The 15,619-nt window shown below is 63.1% G+C and carries 12 protein-coding genes; all 12 read right to left on the bottom strand.

The annotated features are described in order from the left end of the window. Positions 1-268: 268 nt before the first annotated feature. The 12 genes from ileS to murD all read right to left on the bottom strand — a co-directional run bounded on the left by ileS (position 269) and on the right by murD (position 15,596). A complete protein-coding gene (gene ileS / locus ACX4ZE_RS02045; protein WP_480271509.1) occupies positions 269-3,403 on the bottom strand; it encodes an isoleucine--tRNA ligase in 3,135 nt (1,044 codons plus the stop codon). Positions 3,404-3,967: 564 nt separating this feature from the next. Continuing rightward, the gene (gene wag31, locus ACX4ZE_RS02040) at positions 3,968-4,813 is read right to left on the bottom strand and encodes a DivIVA-like cell division protein Wag31 (RefSeq protein ID WP_480271508.1); all 846 of its coding nucleotides are present in this window, start codon (positions 4,811-4,813) and stop codon (positions 3,968-3,970) included. A gap of 59 nt (positions 4,814-4,872) precedes the next feature. Beyond that, the gene (locus tag ACX4ZE_RS02035; protein WP_480271507.1) at positions 4,873-5,175 is read right to left on the bottom strand and encodes a YggT family protein; all 303 of its coding nucleotides are present in this window, start codon (positions 5,173-5,175) and stop codon (positions 4,873-4,875) included. Positions 5,176-5,263: 88 nt separating this feature from the next. Continuing rightward, complete coding sequence (locus tag ACX4ZE_RS02030; protein WP_480271506.1) at positions 5,264-6,037, bottom strand: cell division protein SepF; 774 nt, start codon at positions 6,035-6,037, stop codon at positions 5,264-5,266. 106 nt (positions 6,038-6,143) lie between these two features. Next, positions 6,144-6,908, bottom strand: a complete 765-nt coding sequence (locus ACX4ZE_RS02025) for a YggS family pyridoxal phosphate-dependent enzyme (RefSeq protein WP_480271505.1) — start codon at positions 6,906-6,908, stop codon at positions 6,144-6,146. A 34-nt stretch (positions 6,909-6,942) separates the two neighbouring features. Then, positions 6,943-7,665 carry a peptidoglycan editing factor PgeF gene (gene pgeF, locus ACX4ZE_RS02020; RefSeq protein ID WP_480271504.1) on the bottom strand — a complete coding sequence of 241 codons (723 nt, stop codon included), beginning with the start codon at positions 7,663-7,665 and terminating at the stop codon, positions 6,943-6,945. Between the two features lie 97 nt (positions 7,666-7,762). After that, on the bottom strand, positions 7,763-8,989 hold the full coding sequence (gene ftsZ / locus ACX4ZE_RS02015) for a cell division protein FtsZ (protein WP_480271503.1): 1,227 nt from the start codon (positions 8,987-8,989) through the stop codon (positions 7,763-7,765). A gap of 352 nt (positions 8,990-9,341) precedes the next feature. Then, on the bottom strand, positions 9,342-10,064 hold the full coding sequence (locus ACX4ZE_RS02010) for a cell division protein FtsQ/DivIB (protein WP_480271502.1): 723 nt from the start codon (positions 10,062-10,064) through the stop codon (positions 9,342-9,344). Between the two features lie 6 nt (positions 10,065-10,070). Continuing rightward, the gene (gene murC / locus ACX4ZE_RS02005) at positions 10,071-11,591 is read right to left on the bottom strand and encodes a UDP-N-acetylmuramate--L-alanine ligase (RefSeq protein ID WP_480271501.1); all 1,521 of its coding nucleotides are present in this window, start codon (positions 11,589-11,591) and stop codon (positions 10,071-10,073) included. Next, positions 11,591-12,751, bottom strand: coding sequence for an undecaprenyldiphospho-muramoylpentapeptide beta-N-acetylglucosaminyltransferase (gene murG / locus ACX4ZE_RS02000; RefSeq protein WP_480271500.1), 1,161 nt, complete (start codon positions 12,749-12,751; stop codon positions 11,591-11,593). Before murG ends, murC begins: the two co-directional genes overlap by 1 nt. Next, entirely contained in the window at positions 12,697-14,139 is a 1,443-nt protein-coding gene (gene ftsW, locus ACX4ZE_RS01995) for a putative lipid II flippase FtsW (RefSeq protein ID WP_480271499.1), read from the bottom strand. The genes murG and ftsW overlap by 55 nt, the downstream gene beginning before the upstream one ends. Further along, positions 14,136-15,596 (bottom strand): UDP-N-acetylmuramoyl-L-alanine--D-glutamate ligase, encoded by a 1,461-nt coding sequence (gene murD / locus ACX4ZE_RS01990; protein ID WP_480271652.1) that lies wholly within the window; start codon positions 15,594-15,596, stop codon positions 14,136-14,138. Before murD ends, ftsW begins: the two co-directional genes overlap by 4 nt. Positions 15,597-15,619: the final 23 nt, after the last annotated feature.

Here is a 15,619-nt window from a genome sequence, read left to right as displayed (position 1 = left end):
TCGCGATTCTGCCGTGCGTCTTCGATCATGAACAGAGATTCAGCAAACTTTCAGCATGTGATCTATATCACATAAATAACTCTGGCTTAGTTTCACATAATGTGCATAACATCCGGCTATCGCGATCAGATCGGAACATGCGAAGCTCTCGCCCGGCCACGTCGGCAACCTCGTGGGAACCGTGGTCACCGCGGGCCGTCTGGCCACACTCCCAGACACGCCGGGCGCGACAATACTGTCGCGCCCGGCGTGTCTCGCGCTCGGGCTATCAGACCTTGGTCACTTTGGCCCGCACACCACCGACCAGGTCGACGGCCTCCGGGCCCGCATCACCGAAGGTCAGCGCGATGGCGAGGATTTCGCCCGCGATCAGATCGCGATGGGTGTCGGCCCATCCGACCCGGTCGGCTGGGATATCCAGAACCACGGCGATCCTGTCGGATACGTCGAGACCAGCGGACTTCCGAGCTTCCTGGAGGTCACGAATCAAATCACGAGCCCACCCTTCGGACTCCAACTCCTCGGTGACGACCGAATTCAGCACCACCAAGCCGGCATTTTTGGGCAACGCCGCAGTCGACTCCGGTTCGGCGGCAACCAGGCGCTGAGTGTATTCCTCTGGTAACAATGCGATTCCAGCCGCAGTGACGACGCCATCGACGTCCTCGGACCACTCCCCGGCCTTCACCGCTTTGATCACTGACTGCACATCCTTGCCGAGGCGCGGCCCCGCGGCGCGAGCATTGACCACCAGCTCGAAACGTCCATGCGAATCCACATCGGTGGTCAAGTCCACCTTCTTGACGTTGACCTCGTCGGCAACGATGTCGGCAAACGGCGCCAACCGTCGCGCATCGGCCGCAGCGATGGTGACCTCGGCCAACGGCAGCCGCACCCGCAGATTCTGCGCCTTGCGCAGGCTGAGCACCGTCGAGCACACCACACGTACCTCGTCCATGGCCGCGACCAGCTCCGGATCATCCGGCAGCTCGCTTTCGTGCGGCCAATCCGCCAAGTGCACTGAGTCCGCACCGGTCAGGCCGCGCCAGATCGCCTCGGTGATCAGCGGCAACAATGGTGCGGCCAGCCGGGTGACCACCTCTAGCACAGTGTGCAGCGTGTCCACCGCATCACGGTCCTCGCTCCAGAATCGGGAACGGGACCGCCGCACATACCAGTTGGTGAGCGCGTCGGCGAACGAGCGCAGTTCCTCGCAGGCACCCGCAATGTCGTATATCTCCAACGCATCGGTCATGACGTTTCTGGTCTGCGCCAGCTTCGCCAGAATATAGCGGTCCAGCACATTCGGCGAGTCTGTCCGCCACGTCCCGGTACCCACGGCATACAACTGCAGAAAGGTCCAGGCGTTCCACAACGGCCGCAGTACGTGACCGACACCTTCACGGATGCCCCGCTCGGTCACAATGAGGTTACCACCACGCAGAATTGGTGAACTCATCAAGAACCAGCGCATCGCGTCGGAGCCGTCTCGGTCGAATACCTCGTTCACATCCGGGTAGTTGCCCTTGGACTTGCTCATCTTCAGCCCGTCCTCGCCGAGCACAATGCCATGCGCGGCAACGGTTTTGAATGCAGGACTGTCGAACAACGCGGTCGCGAGCACATGTAGCGTATAGAACCAGCCGCGGGTCTGCCCGTTGTACTCGACGATGAAATCACCAGGGAAATGGCTGTCGAACCACTCCTTGTTCTCGAATGGATAGTGCACCTGGGCGTACGGCATCGAGCCCGACTCGAACCAGCAGTCCAATACCTCCGGCACCCGGCGCATGGTCGACCTACCGGTCGGGTCATCCGGATTCGGTCTGGTGAGCGCGTCGATCATCGGCCGGTGCAGATCTTTCGGGCGTACGCCGAAATCACGCTCGAGTTCATCCAGAGAGCCGTACACATCGATACGCGGATAGGCCGGATCATCAGACACCCACACCGGAATCGGGCTTCCCCAGTAGCGATTACGGCTGATGTTCCAATCCCGAGCACCTTCGAGCCATTTACCGAACTGCCCGCTGCCGATGTTTTCTGGCACCCAGGTGATCTGTTTGTTCAGCTCGACCATCCGCTCACGGAACGTGGTAACCGCGACAAACCACGACGGCACGGCCATATAGATCAACGGCTGTCCGGAACGCCAGCTATGTGGATAGGAGTGTTCGATCGTCTCGTGCCGCAACAACTTTCCCGCAGCCTTGAGATCCTTGATGATTACCGGATTGGCATCGAATACCATCAGGCCCGCATAGGGGGGAACCATCGAAGTGAACTTGCCTCCCGCGTCCAGAGGCTGCACGATCTCGATGCCGGCAGCCGTGGCCGCGTCCATGTCTTCTTCACCGAAAGCCGGTGCCAGATGCACGATTCCGGTGCCGGAGTCGGTAGTGACGTAATCGGCGTTGAGTACACGGTGTGCGTTCGGATGGCCGAGAAAGAAATCGAACGGGGGAGCATAGGACAAGTCGGCCAGCGCCACGCCATCGAACTCGCCGAGTACCTCCACATCCGCACCGAATTCCCGCGCATAGTGTGAGACACGTTCGGCTGCGATCAGATAGCGCTTACCATCGGCGGCACGCACGTGCGCGTAACGAACATCAGGATGCACCGCGATCGCCAGATTGGACGGCAATGTCCACGGCGTGGTGGTCCAGATCAGCGCATTGGCCCCGTCGAGTTCGCGCAGCGGGTGATCAGTGGGGACTTGCAATGTCATATCGACTGTGACCGCCGGGTCTTGTCGCATCTTGTAGGCATCGTCGAGACGGGTCTCCTGATTCGACAGCGGTGTCTGCTCATACCAGCTGTAGGGCAATACTCGGAAACCCTGATAGATCAAGCCTTTGTCGTAGAGCGATTTGAAAGCCCACATGACCGACTCCATGAAGTCGGTATCCAAGGTCTTGTAGTCGTTGTCGAAGTCGACCCATCGAGCTTGACGTGTCACATAGTCACGCCATTCCCCGGTGTAACGCAACACCGAGGATTTACACACCTCGTTGAATTCCGCGAGCCCCATCGCGTCGATCTGTGATTTGTCCGTGATACCGAGCTGTTTTTCGGCTTTGATTTCCGCAGGTAATCCGTGGCAGTCCCATCCGAAGCGCCGGTCCACCCGTTTACCGCGCATAGTCTGGAAACGCGGAATGAGATCCTTGACGTATCCGGTGAGCAAATGACCGTAATGCGGCAGGCCGTTGGCAAAAGGCGGGCCGTCGTAGAAGACGAACTCCGATGCACCGGAACGGTTTTCGATGCTGGCGCGAAATGTGCCCGCAACCGCCCACGCGTCGAGTACACGACGTTCCATCTCGGGAAAGGACATCCCGTTGCCTGCGCTCATATCAACGCGCGGGTAGGTGCTGTCGCTGGAAGTGTGGTCCGCCATCGCGGATGCGTCTCCTCGTGCCGTATCCTGACACGGGGACGATAACAGCGCCTGGTGCGCCGAAACCGCGGTACCACCCCGCTTGTCCGGCGTAGCGCAACACCGGACCTCTTATTTCACGAGCTGTGACGGGCTCACCCGTTCGGTTCTACTGAGTGCACACTACGAGAGCCGCGGCACCGTTCCTCCGAAGACTCCCCGGTGATAGCCGGATCGACGCCATATCCTGTTCGATTCTAACCGAGGCAGTCAATGCGTATTGCGGGGCCGACTGGAACTCTATCGAGAAAACCACCTTCAGCGTTCGACGCTACGGCGGGCATGCGGGGAATCATGATCCGGTCTCCGCATGGACAAAGCGCTCACCAGCAAGATCACCGCGCCGAGGGCACATACCACGATGCATCCCCACGCCCAGGCCACCGATCCAGTAACAAGCGAAACCATGAGTAGGACAAAACCAATCGCAGCGAGGACTAGTGTAAGGACGACCACAATGACCCCCAAGGCATGCCAGGCGGTTCGACATTTCCTCTCAGCGGTCTACACTGCTGCGCTCGGCCGCTACTTACTCCCTTTGGCGAACGAGGCAGGCGCGAGATTGTTCGTCGAACCGGTGTCGGCGAATGCTTCGCCGCCGTCGACCGGGACAGCCGAGCCGCGGTTCTCCAATTCTTCGAGCTGCGACTCCAGATACGACTTCAACCGCACCCGGTATTCCCGTTCGAATGTCTTGAGCTGCTCGATCCGGCTCTCCAGTACATTGCGCTGCTGAGTAATGGTCGACATGATCTCGGAGTGCTGCCGCTCGGCGTCGGCCTGCAATGCGTCGGCCTTCTCCTTTGCCTGCCGCAGCTGGCTGTCCGCACGAGTCTGCGCATCCGACAGCATCTCATCCGATTTCTGGCGGGCGTCGGCGATCATGGTCTCCGACCGTGTCCGTGCGTCGGTGACCAGTCGCTCAGAATTCGCCCTGGCATTCGACAGCAAGCTCTCCGCCTCGGACTTGGCATCACTGGTTACCCGTTCCGCCATCTCCTGGGCGATATTGAGCATCTTGACCGCCTGCTGGTTCGCGTCCGAGGAGGGAGTCTCCTTGGCTGCGGGCGCGGCAGGCACCGGAGCGGGCTGCGCGACGGGAACCGGCGGCTTGACCGGCTCCGGTGAAGCTTGCGGCGGCGGTTTCGCGGTACTCACCGCAGCAGAGCCACGGTTCTTCTTCGCGTCGGTCAATTCCGTGTCGAGTTCGGCGACCCGCTGGCGCAGGTCGGCGTTTTCCTCGATCAGACGTGAGAGCTCCTGCTCCACAAGATCCAAGAATGCGTCTACTTCATCCTCATTGTAGCCGCGCTTCCCGATCGGCGGTTTGCTGAACGCGACGTTGTGCACATCGGCTGGGGTCAGCGGCATAGAAGGATCCCTTCAGCGTCTTTTGGAGATCTAGCAAGCTGTCTTCACGGCCCATTCTGTCACACGGGGGCTACGGATTGTCCGAGTCCATCTACTACCGACATCAGGATGAAGACGACGAAAAGCAGGACCACTATCGACAGATCCAGGCGAATTCCGCCCAGTGATACCGGTGGTATCAACCGCCTCAGGAGTTTCACCGGAGGGTCGGTGATCGTGAAGATCACCTCGAGAACGACGACCAGGATACCCCTAGGACGCCAGTCTCGGGCGAAGTTACGGATGAACTCGATGAGTACCCGGCTGATCAGCAACAGCCAGAAGATGAACAGCACGAAGTACAACACCGCGAACAAGGCCACGGCTTCACTCTGCCGTAAAAATCGCGTCGCGCAAAATGGCCGCGCCGCGTCACCTTCTATCGGTCCGCTCTAACCCCCGATCACGGACTTATTTCTGGTTATAGAAGCCAGTTTCCGCAATGCGTCTGCGTTCTTCGGCCGATACATCGACATCAGCAGGTGAGAGCAGGAACACCTTTGTCGCGACCTTGTCGAACGACCCGCGCAGCGCGAAGGCGAGACCCGCGGCGAAATCGACTAGCCGCTTGGCATCGGCGTTACTCAGGTCCACCAGATCCATGATCACCGGATTACCCTCGCGGAAACGTTCGCCGATGATCCGAGCCTCGCTGTAGTCCCTGGGACGCAGCGTGGTGATTCTGGACAAGGGACCTCCGTCCTCGAAGATCCCTGGCCTGCGCACGGAGGCGGGCTCAGGGCGAACACGCTCCTCCAGCCTGCGCTCCTCAGCGTCGGGGTCGACAGCCAACGCGCCACGGGTGGTACCGCGCAACGTCGAGGCACTGCCGCCTGCCCGGAAGCGTCCCGACGGGGCGGAATCGATCCGGGTGGGTCGCCGGGACGTTTCGTAACGGTCGGCGCCATAGTGCTCGTCGGCGTAGTCATCGTGCCGCGACACCGAGTACCCCGCCTGGTACGGCGCCTTGTAGGCAGGCTCGGGGTAGTCGGGGTCGAAGCGGTCCGCACTGTAGCGATCATCACCGTAATGGTCGACATAACCGTCGCGGTCGGAGTAGCCACGGGGCCGGCGCATGCCGCGCTCGTCCACACCTCGAGGGGCACGATCATCGACGTAGTCGTCTTCATAATCCTCGAGCGGAACCATGCCGAAGTACGCCTTGAACTTGTGCAGCGTGCTCATTGGTCGACCTTCCTTCGGCCCCGGTGGCGGCCGGGTGTTGAAGTCTTGCTCAGTCCCCGTCAGTTTCCCAGCATATGTGTCGAATGTGACTGATGAGGTTTCCTTGCTACGCCGAGGTTATCGGTCGCACGCCCATCAAGGCGGTACCGACACGCACAAGCGTCGAACCGTGTTCGATCGCGGACTCGAGGTCACCGGACATCCCCGCGGAAAACTCTGTCGCTTTCGGATGATTAGCGAGTAATCGGGTGCGCAAAGCCGCAAGCCGCGCGAATGCGGCATCAGCTTCTGTATCCAGCGGCGGAATAACCATCAGACCCGATAAAAGCAACTCCGGTGCGGCCGCTGTCTGTTCGGCGAGTTTCGGAAGTCCTGCTGCCGTGACACCGCCGCGTGCCGAGTCGTCATCCACACTCACCTGGAGCAATACCCGGAGCGGTTCGGTTCGTTCCCCTGCGTCCAGCGCGGCGCGTGCGCCGGCGGCAAGGGCGTTTACCAGACGTTCGCTGTCGACCGAATGCACAGTGTGCGCCCAACGGGCCACATTCCGCGCTTTATTCCGCTGCAACCGTCCGATCATGTGCCAGTGGATGTCCGAGTGGTCCGCAGCACGCAACACATCGACCTTGGCCGCGGCCTCCTGCTCTCTCGACTCACCGAACTCCCGCCTGCCCAGCTGATAGAGGATCGCCGCGTCGGAGGGAGGGAAGAATTTAGTCACCGGCAGCAGTCGCACCGATTCCGGTTCCCGGCCCGCTGTTCGGCAAGCCGCCTCGATCCGCGCGAGCAAGCTGGAGAGATTTTCGGACAACTCGGCGGCTCTGGCCGCAGCTCCCTCTGTTCCGGTAGCCCACACTTCGGTGCTTCTCACCTGCACTGCCTCCTCCGGACCTGACTACTCATGCTCAGGCCTCCATCCAGATCACTCCGGCGATCCGACCGGTCGGCGCGCCACGTCGGTGGCTGAACAGAGTTCGGTCTTCAATGGTGCAGCGCGGATCGACTGCAACTGCCGCGACACCCGCCTCGGTGAGCTGCCGTGCGATGCCCGCACGCAGATCGAGTCCCGGGGTGCCGCGCACCGTCGTGGTCGCGCTACCGGGCAGATGCGCTTCGACATCCGCACGCATCGTGGCGGGAACCTCGTATTGCCTGCCGGACGCGGCAGGTCCGAGGAAAGCGCCGACCCGATCCAGGCGCGCGCCGACCGACGCCATCGCAGCCAGCACGCGCGGCACTATGCCGATACGCGCGCTTACGCGTCCGGCATGTACCGCGGCGATCACGCCCGCCTCCTCGTCGGACAGCAGAACGGGAACACAGTCGGCAGTAAGCACCACGAGCGCTAGGCCGGGCGTGGTCGTCACGAGGGCGTCGGTAGCGGGAACGGGCTGGACGCGCGGACTATCGACGATCTCCACGGCACGACCATGGATCTGCTCCATCCAGACCAGACGCTCGGGTGTCAGACCGATTCCCGCAGCCAGCCGTTCCCGGTTGCGCCGCACAGCCACCGGATCGTCACCGACATGGCCACCGAGGTTGAACGAGTCGTACGGTGGTTCCGAGTAGCCTCCGGACCTGGTCGTGGTGACCCGTCGAACAGTCGTTGCCGACGCGATAGTCATAACGCGAGCCTAGTGCCGCGCAGCGGAAGCCCGCGCGCTGCCTCTACAAGGACCGCTTCCCGAACTCAGTCCCGGATTCTCGGAAACCCGCGGGCAGCTAGCCCCTCCGCATGAATGACGGCACGTCCACATCGTCATCGTCGTCGGCATCCGACGGCGCGATGGGCGAGCGCGGACTGTTCGGGACGGCAGGCTCGGCCTGGGTGCGTGTCCGTTCAGGCTCTCGATAGCTGGGCACCGCGCCAGGTGCGGAGGCGCCCGTCGTGCTGTCGGAGTTGCGCGGCGGAAGCTCACCGACGCGACTCTGCCCGATCTCTCCAGAACGCGCCGAGCCTATGGTGACTCGGCTCGCGGGGTCGAAAGTGCGCCGGGCAGGACCACCGCCGTCGAAACCTGCCGCGATCACGGTGACCCGCACCTCGTCGCCGAGCGAGTCGTCGATCACGGTGCCGAAGATGATGTTGGCCTCGATATGCGCGGCCTCCTGGACCAGCGATGCGGCCTCGTTGATCTCGAACAGACCCAGATCCGATCCGCCCGCGATCGACAACAGTACCCCGTGCGCACCATCCATGGATGCCTCGAGCAGCGGTGAGTTGATCGCCGTCTCCGCCGCTTTGACCGAACGACCCTCACCGCGCGCCGAACCGATGCCCATCAGCGCGCTGCCCGCTCCGGACATCACGCTCTTGACATCCGCGAAGTCGACGTTGATCAGACCGGGAGTGGTGATCAGGTCGGTGATGCCTTGCACACCGTTGAGCAACACCTCGTCCGCCGAACGGAAGGCGTCCATCAGGCTCACCGCAGCGTCACCGAGCTGGAGCAATCGGTCGTTCGGGATGACGATCAGTGTGTCGCACGACTCGCGCAGCAAATTGATGCCCACTTCGGCCTGATTGCCGCGTCGCTTGCCCTCGAACGAGAACGGACGGGTGACCACACCGATCGTGAGCGCCCCGAGCTTGCGAGCGATCTGCGCGACGACCGGGGCGCCACCGGTACCGGTACCACCACCTTCCCCCGCAGTCACGAAGACCATATCGGCGCCCTTGAGCACCTCTTCGATCTCGTCCTTGTGGTCCTCGGCGGCTTTACGACCGACCTCGGGGTCCGCACCGGCCCCGAGACCTCGGGTCAGTTCCCGGCCGACATCGAGCTTGACGTCGGCATCGCTCATCAGCAGCGCCTGCGCATCGGTATTGACCGCGATGAACTCGACACCTTTGAGTCCCTGCTCGATCATCCGGTTGACGGCATTCACACCGCCGCCGCCGATACCGACGACCTTGATCACCGCAAGGTAGTTGTGCGGGGGCGTCATGGGCTCTCGCCTTCCTTAGATCTAAAGCCGGTCGTTTCCGGATTCTCGGCACGCCACTTTTCGACCCGAGCCGTGGTCCGGACCGCTGTAGTGAGCGAACCGTAGCTCGGGCAAACCCTAAAGCTAAACCATAGGGTCAGCATTATGTCAAGTATCCCATTGGGGTGGAACGCTATTCGTAACCGTCTCGATGCGCGAGCAGGCGCGCCGAGATCGGAGTCGGAATCTTGCATGATCCTGCTCGCCACGCCGCGCCATACACCGTATGGTACGGCGGTGCCCCCAGGCCCACCCCCGCACGCCGGGACTGCTTCCGGACCAGTGAAAGTCTGCTGAATACCTTGGGCGTGTGTCACTTTACCGTGACCAGATTGGGACTCGAAACATCGAACACCGTTCCAGGACGCGTCAACAGAGGAAGTACGACCGCCGACTTCCGCTCGGCGTCGCTGGCCCCGCCCCAGAGTACCGTGCGTCCATCCTTCAGTGTGAGCGAAATATCTGAAATGGACCGTGCCACAATCTCGTCCACCTGAATGCTCAACGCGGCGGGCATGACGGCGAGTATCGATACCGCAGCCTCGGTCACCGGGTCCGCACCGCCCGGATGATCGGTGATCAGCTTCGGCACGCCGATCGGCACAGGTCCGATCGCGAATTCCACTCCCTCCGCGTCGAGCAGGTGCGCACCCTGCGGGCCCTCATAGAACACCACTGGAGTCCGCTCGACAAGCGTGATCCGAACAGTGAACGGAAAAACCCGCTGTACCCGCACTGCACGTACTTTCGGAATACTCGCCACCCGCCGCGCTATCCCTGCGGTGTCGACACGCAGCATAGGGCGGCCAGGGGGGATTTCCAGCAGATCACGCACCTGTTGTTCGGGCACGGTGACCGCGCCCTCGATCTGCACAGTGCGCACCGAGAACACCGGAGTAAACCAGGCAATAATGCCTGCCCCGACAAGCACGCACACAACCAGCGATCCCCATATCCGGATTCGGCGCCATTCTGGCGCGCCGAACCGATCACCCATGCGACGTCCGGTCCAACGCCCCGCTCCGAACCCGCGCATGTCGGGTCACCGTCCGTGCTGGGGCCGCGCCCGGAGCCCGTCGAGGATCTGTGTACCCAACATGGTCACATCCCCCGCACCCATGGTGATCACCACATCGCCAGGCAGCGCCAGCCCTGCGACCTGACGACCGACCCGAGACATGTCCGGCTGGTAGTACACCGGTTTCGTAACCGCCTGCGCCACCAGCGCACCGTTCACTCCGGGCAACGGCTTTTCTCTGGCACCGTAAACGTCGAGCACGACGACCTCGTCGGCCAAGCTCAACGCAGCACCGAAATCCTGCGCGAAGGTCGCGGTGCGGCTGTAGAGGTGCGGCTGGAAAACCACGATGACCCGCCCTTGCCGAGACCGGGCGCCGTCCCGTGCCTCCTGTTGAACCAGTTCGGCGGCAGCGCCGAGGACAGCGCGCACCTCGGTGGGATGATGGGCATAATCGTCGAAGACGCGTACGCCGTTCTCCCGTCCGGCGAACTGGAACCGGCGGTGCACACCGCCGAACCCTTCCAAGCCCTGGACGATGTCGCCCACGTCGGCGCCGGTAGCACGGGCTGCGAGCAGGGCGCCGAGCGCGTTGAGCGCCATATGCCTGCCCGGCACCGAGAGCCGCAGAGTGCGCGGAGCGGCCTCGTCGGAAAGCTGGAACTGCGCGATCCCTCCGACATCACGCGGCTGCCAACTGTGCAGCCGAGCGCCCACCGCGACCGGCGCGTCAGCGAGATCACCGGATCCATAGCCGAGGACCTGAACGTTCTTCTGCGCCAATCGCGCGCCGAGCCGCTCGACCAACTCCAGTGAACCCGGATCGTCCAGGCACGCTACCAGCAGACCACCCGGAGCGAGCCGGTCGACAAAATCATCGAAGACCTGCACGTAGGCCTCGTCGGAACCGAAGAAGTCCAGGTGATCGGACTCGATGTTGGTGATGATGGCGACATCCGGTTCGTACTGCAGCAGCGAGCCGTCGCTCTCATCAGCTTCGGCCACGAAGATATCACCGGTGCCGTGATGAGCATTGGTGCCCGCCTCGTTCAACTCACCCCCTACCGCGAAGGACGGGTCGACCCCACAGTGTTGCAATGAAACGATCAGCATCGAGGTAGTCGAGGTCTTGCCGTGCGTGCCGGACACGAGCAGAGTGCGGTGTCCCTGCATAAGGGCGGCCAGTACGGTGGGACGCAGTAGCACGGGAATCTCACGTCGAGCGGCCTCGACCAGTTCGGGATTGGACTTCGGGATAGCCGCGTACGTGGTGACTACCGAGGTCGGGCCGCCTGGCAGCAGGTCGAGCGCGGTAGCGTCGTGTCCGATCCGCACCTGCGCGCCCCGTGCTCGCAGTGCGAGTACACCACGGCTCTCCCTGGCGTCCGAACCCGACACCGCACCACCTCGGGCAAGCAGAATCCGGGCGATACCGGACATACCAGCCCCTCCGATACCGACCATATGGACACGTGTCAGTTCCGGCGGCAGCGCGATCCGCTCTGGAACGTGTGGCCTCACCCCGGACGCGACGACGTCGCTCATCAGCAGGCCACCTCCCTCGCGATTCGCGCCACTGCGTCGGCGGCGTCGCGGTGTCCGGCGCTGGCGGCGGCCCGACCCATCTCGATAAGCCGTGCGGAATCCATGAGCAGCGCAATCACCTCATCGATCACATACTTCGGCGTCAATTCGGCATCGGGGACGATTCTGCCACCACCTTGACCCACCACCGGCCCAGCATTGAGTTCCTGCTCCCCGTTACCGTGTGGCAGTGGCACATAGAACGCAGGCAGCCCGACTGCGGAGACCTCCGCGACGGTCATCGCGCCCGACCTGCAGACCACCGCATCAGCAGCCGCATATGCAAGATCCATCCGAGACAGATACGGTACCGCCCTATAGCGGGCGTTCAGCTGACCGGAGGTAACGGAGCCGTCCAGCTCGAGCGTGTTCTTCGGACCGTGCGCGTGCAACACCGAGATGCCGGCGGCGGCGAGCTGAGGTGCGGCCGCGGACACCGCCTTATTCAAGGTCCGTGCCCCTTGGGAACCGCCGAAAACCAGCAGTACCGGCCCCACGGCGGGCAGGCCGAAGTGCGCGCGTGCCTCAGCGCGGAGCGCGGCACGGTCGAGTCCGGTAATCGATTCGCGCACCGGTATCCCCACGACCTGAGCATTCGGCAGGCCCGAACCGGGGACGGCGGCAAGCACTCGCGCGGCGCGGCGTGCGCCGATCTTGTTCGCGATGCCTGCCTTGACGTTCGCTTCGTGCACCACCACAGGAACCGCGCGCCGACGAGGCAGCAGCACCCCGCTGGCAGCGAGATACGCCGGCAGCGCCACATAACCGCCGAATCCGATGATCACATCGGCGGCGACCTCCTCGATCACCGATCTGGTGGCGACCACTGCGGCCCGCACTCGTCCTGGCAACCGCAACAGTTCAGCCGTCGGCTTACGCGGCAAGGGAACCGGAGGGATCAACTCCAGCGGATAGCCCCGCTCGGGGACCAGACGAGTCTCCAGCCCACGTTCGGTACCCAATGCTGTCACCCGGATCGACCCGTCGAGTCGCCGCAAAGCGTCCGCCACTGCCAGTGCGGGCTCGATGTGTCCCGCTGTGCCGCCACCTGCGACAATTACCGAGATCACCTGGACTTTCCCCGTTCTCTTGCGTGATTGACCGGATAGCTGGGTTCCCATGCTCGAGTAGCGCGTGCCGAGCTGGTGCCCCTGCTCTGCGCTGATCGGCGCCGCACCGGTTCGGTACCGTACCGCGCACGCCTGCTCTGCGACAGCGGCGGCGGTCCGAGCTCCGCAGATCCGCTCGTCCGGCCCCGCCGCGCCACGCTGGGGCGAGCCGGTGCGTACACCTCGGGCTCAGGCAATCGCAACAGCCTGCTGAAACGACCGTCGTATCCGGCACGCAGTGCAGACACCGCCTCCGGCTCATGTCTGGCCGCGTTCGCGATGACACCGAACATGAACAGCGTGATAGCCAGGGATGATCCTCCCGCGGAGACCAGCGGCAGCTGCAGACCGGTCACCGGAAGCAAGCCGACCACGTAGCCGGTATTGATCAGCGCCTGAGCGGTGATCCACGTCGTCGCGGACGCAGTGAGAAGCCGTAGGAACGGATCTACCGAACGGGACGCGATACGCAGACCGGTATAGACGAACAAGGCGAACAAACCGAGCACCAGCGCGCAACCGAAATATCCCAGTTCTTCACCGATGATCGCGAAGATGAAGTCGTTGTGCGCATTGGGCAGGTAATCCCACTTGGCCCGACTCTGACCGAGTCCACGCCCCCAGATGCCGCCATCGGCCAAAGAATACCGGGCCTGACGGGCCTGATAGTTGATGCCCTGAGGGTCATCTCCCGGGTTGAAGTAGGCCCGCATACGATCGGAGCGATAACCCGCGGACAATGCGAGTACTGTTGCGGCGATCGCACCGGACAGTGCGATCGTCACGAAAAGGCGCACTGGAAGGCCACCGAACCACAGCAGCGCAGCGAGCACGATACCAAGAGCGATCGTGGTGGACAGATTCGGTTGCAGCACCACGAGCAAACACACCAGCAAGCCGGCGGGAACCAGCGGAACCAGAATCTCCTTGAGATTCGCGTGCGCGGCACGGCGGGAGGCCAACAGATGCGCCCCCCAGACCACCAGAGTCACCTTCACGATCTCCGATGGTTGCACCGAGATCGGCCCGAATACCAGCCAGCGTCGAGCTCCTTGCACTTGCGTGCCGATACCAGGGATGAGCACCAGGACCAACGCGAGCACCGACAACGCGAACAGCGGGAAAGACCACTGCCGCAGCCTGCGCAGCGGAATACATAGCGCCAGGTAGAACAGCCCCACTCCGACCACGGCGAACAGTGCTTGCTGGATGAACAGCGAGTAGGCCGATCCACCGTCTGCATAGGCTTCGACACTGGAAGCCGACAACACCATCACCAATCCGAGCACGGTGAGCAGGGTGGCGATGGTGACCACTAGATGGAACGACGCGAGCGGCCGCGCCAGCCAGGTTCCGAATCGGGGAACCGGCCCACGCTTACGTCGCGCCGCTTCCGTCACAGTCGCCGTCCGATGTCACCGTCTTCCAAGGTATGCACCGCTGCGGCGAAACTGCGACCCCGGTGCGCGTAATCGACGAACATGTCCAGCGACGCAGCGGCAGGCGCCAGGAGAACGGTGTCGCCACCGCGGGCGAATCCCGCCGCCGCGCGTACCGCACGCGCCATCATGGCTTCAGCAGCAGCCATCTTCGACGCTTTGTCGACCGCTGCCGCTTCATCACCCATTCCCGCATCGTCTCCTAAGGCCAACTCCACGACCGGTACCTCGGGCGCGTGTCGTGCCAACGCGGCCGCGATCACCGGTGCGTCGGCGCCGATCAACACCGCCGCGACCAGCCTGGCTGCGACCTCCTCGATCAGGTCCTCGATATGTGCACCCTTGATCAGGCCACCGGCCACCCAGATCACGTGTGGATGCGCCAGGATCGAGGAGCGGGCCGCATGCGGATTGGTGGCCTTGGAGTCATCCACGAACTCGACCCCGGCCAGCTCGCGTACAAGCGCCGATCGATGCGGACCGACTTTGTGCGCTATCAAGCCCTCTCGAACGAACTGGGGCGCCACATCGATCGCTCTGGTCAGCGCGGACGCAGCAAGCGCATCAGCGACACCCGCAGGACCAGGCGGGCTGATATCGCCGACCTCGGCGAGAATCGCGGCCTTGGTGAACGCACGGTCGAGTAATTTGCCGTCGACCACACCGAGTTCGCCGTCCGCAGGCACCCCGACCCGAAAACCCACAGTCCGGCGAGCTTTGGATTTACGCACCAGCGAGGCCGCGACCCGATCGTCCAGACCGACCACTCCGACCCGACCGAGCAGCGCACGGGCCTTCGCCGCAGCATAGGCGTCCAGACCACCATGCCAATCCAAATGATCTTCGGCGATATTGAGCACCACCCCAGCCTCCGGTCGCACCGACGGCGCCCAATGCAACTGGAACGAGGACAGTTCGACGGCGAGCACTTGCGGACCCGGATTACGCCGCAACGCGTCCAGGATCGGAAGACCGATATTGCCGCAAGCAACACTGGCGATACCTGCAGCACGCAGGATCGCATGGGTCATCTGTGTTGTCGTGGTCTTGCCGTTGGTACCAGTGATAACCAGCCATTTTCGGACTGGTCCGTAGATCCTGGCCTGGTCGACCCACCAGGCGAATTCCACATCGCCCCATACCGGCGTGCCCTCGGTCACCGCAGAGACGAGCACCGGCGAATCCGGTCGCCAACCCGGGCTCGTGATCACCAACGCGAACCGGCTCCAGTCGACGACCTCCAGCTCCGCGCTGGTGGCTACATCCACGCCTAGCCCGGCAGCCTCGGCCAGTGCGGCGGCACCGCTGTCGGTGACCACCGGGCGAGCACCGATATCACGCAATGGCTCGACCAACGAGCGCCCGGAGACACCCCAACCCGCGACCAGGACCTCTCGACCGCGTAGGAATTCCAGCATGGGCCCAGGGGAACGTAGCGCCC

The organism is Nocardia sp. TBRC8007, assembly GCF_056629435.1.
Note: the sequence above shows the minus strand (reverse complement) of the source record. Positions and strands in the feature narration are given on the sequence as shown.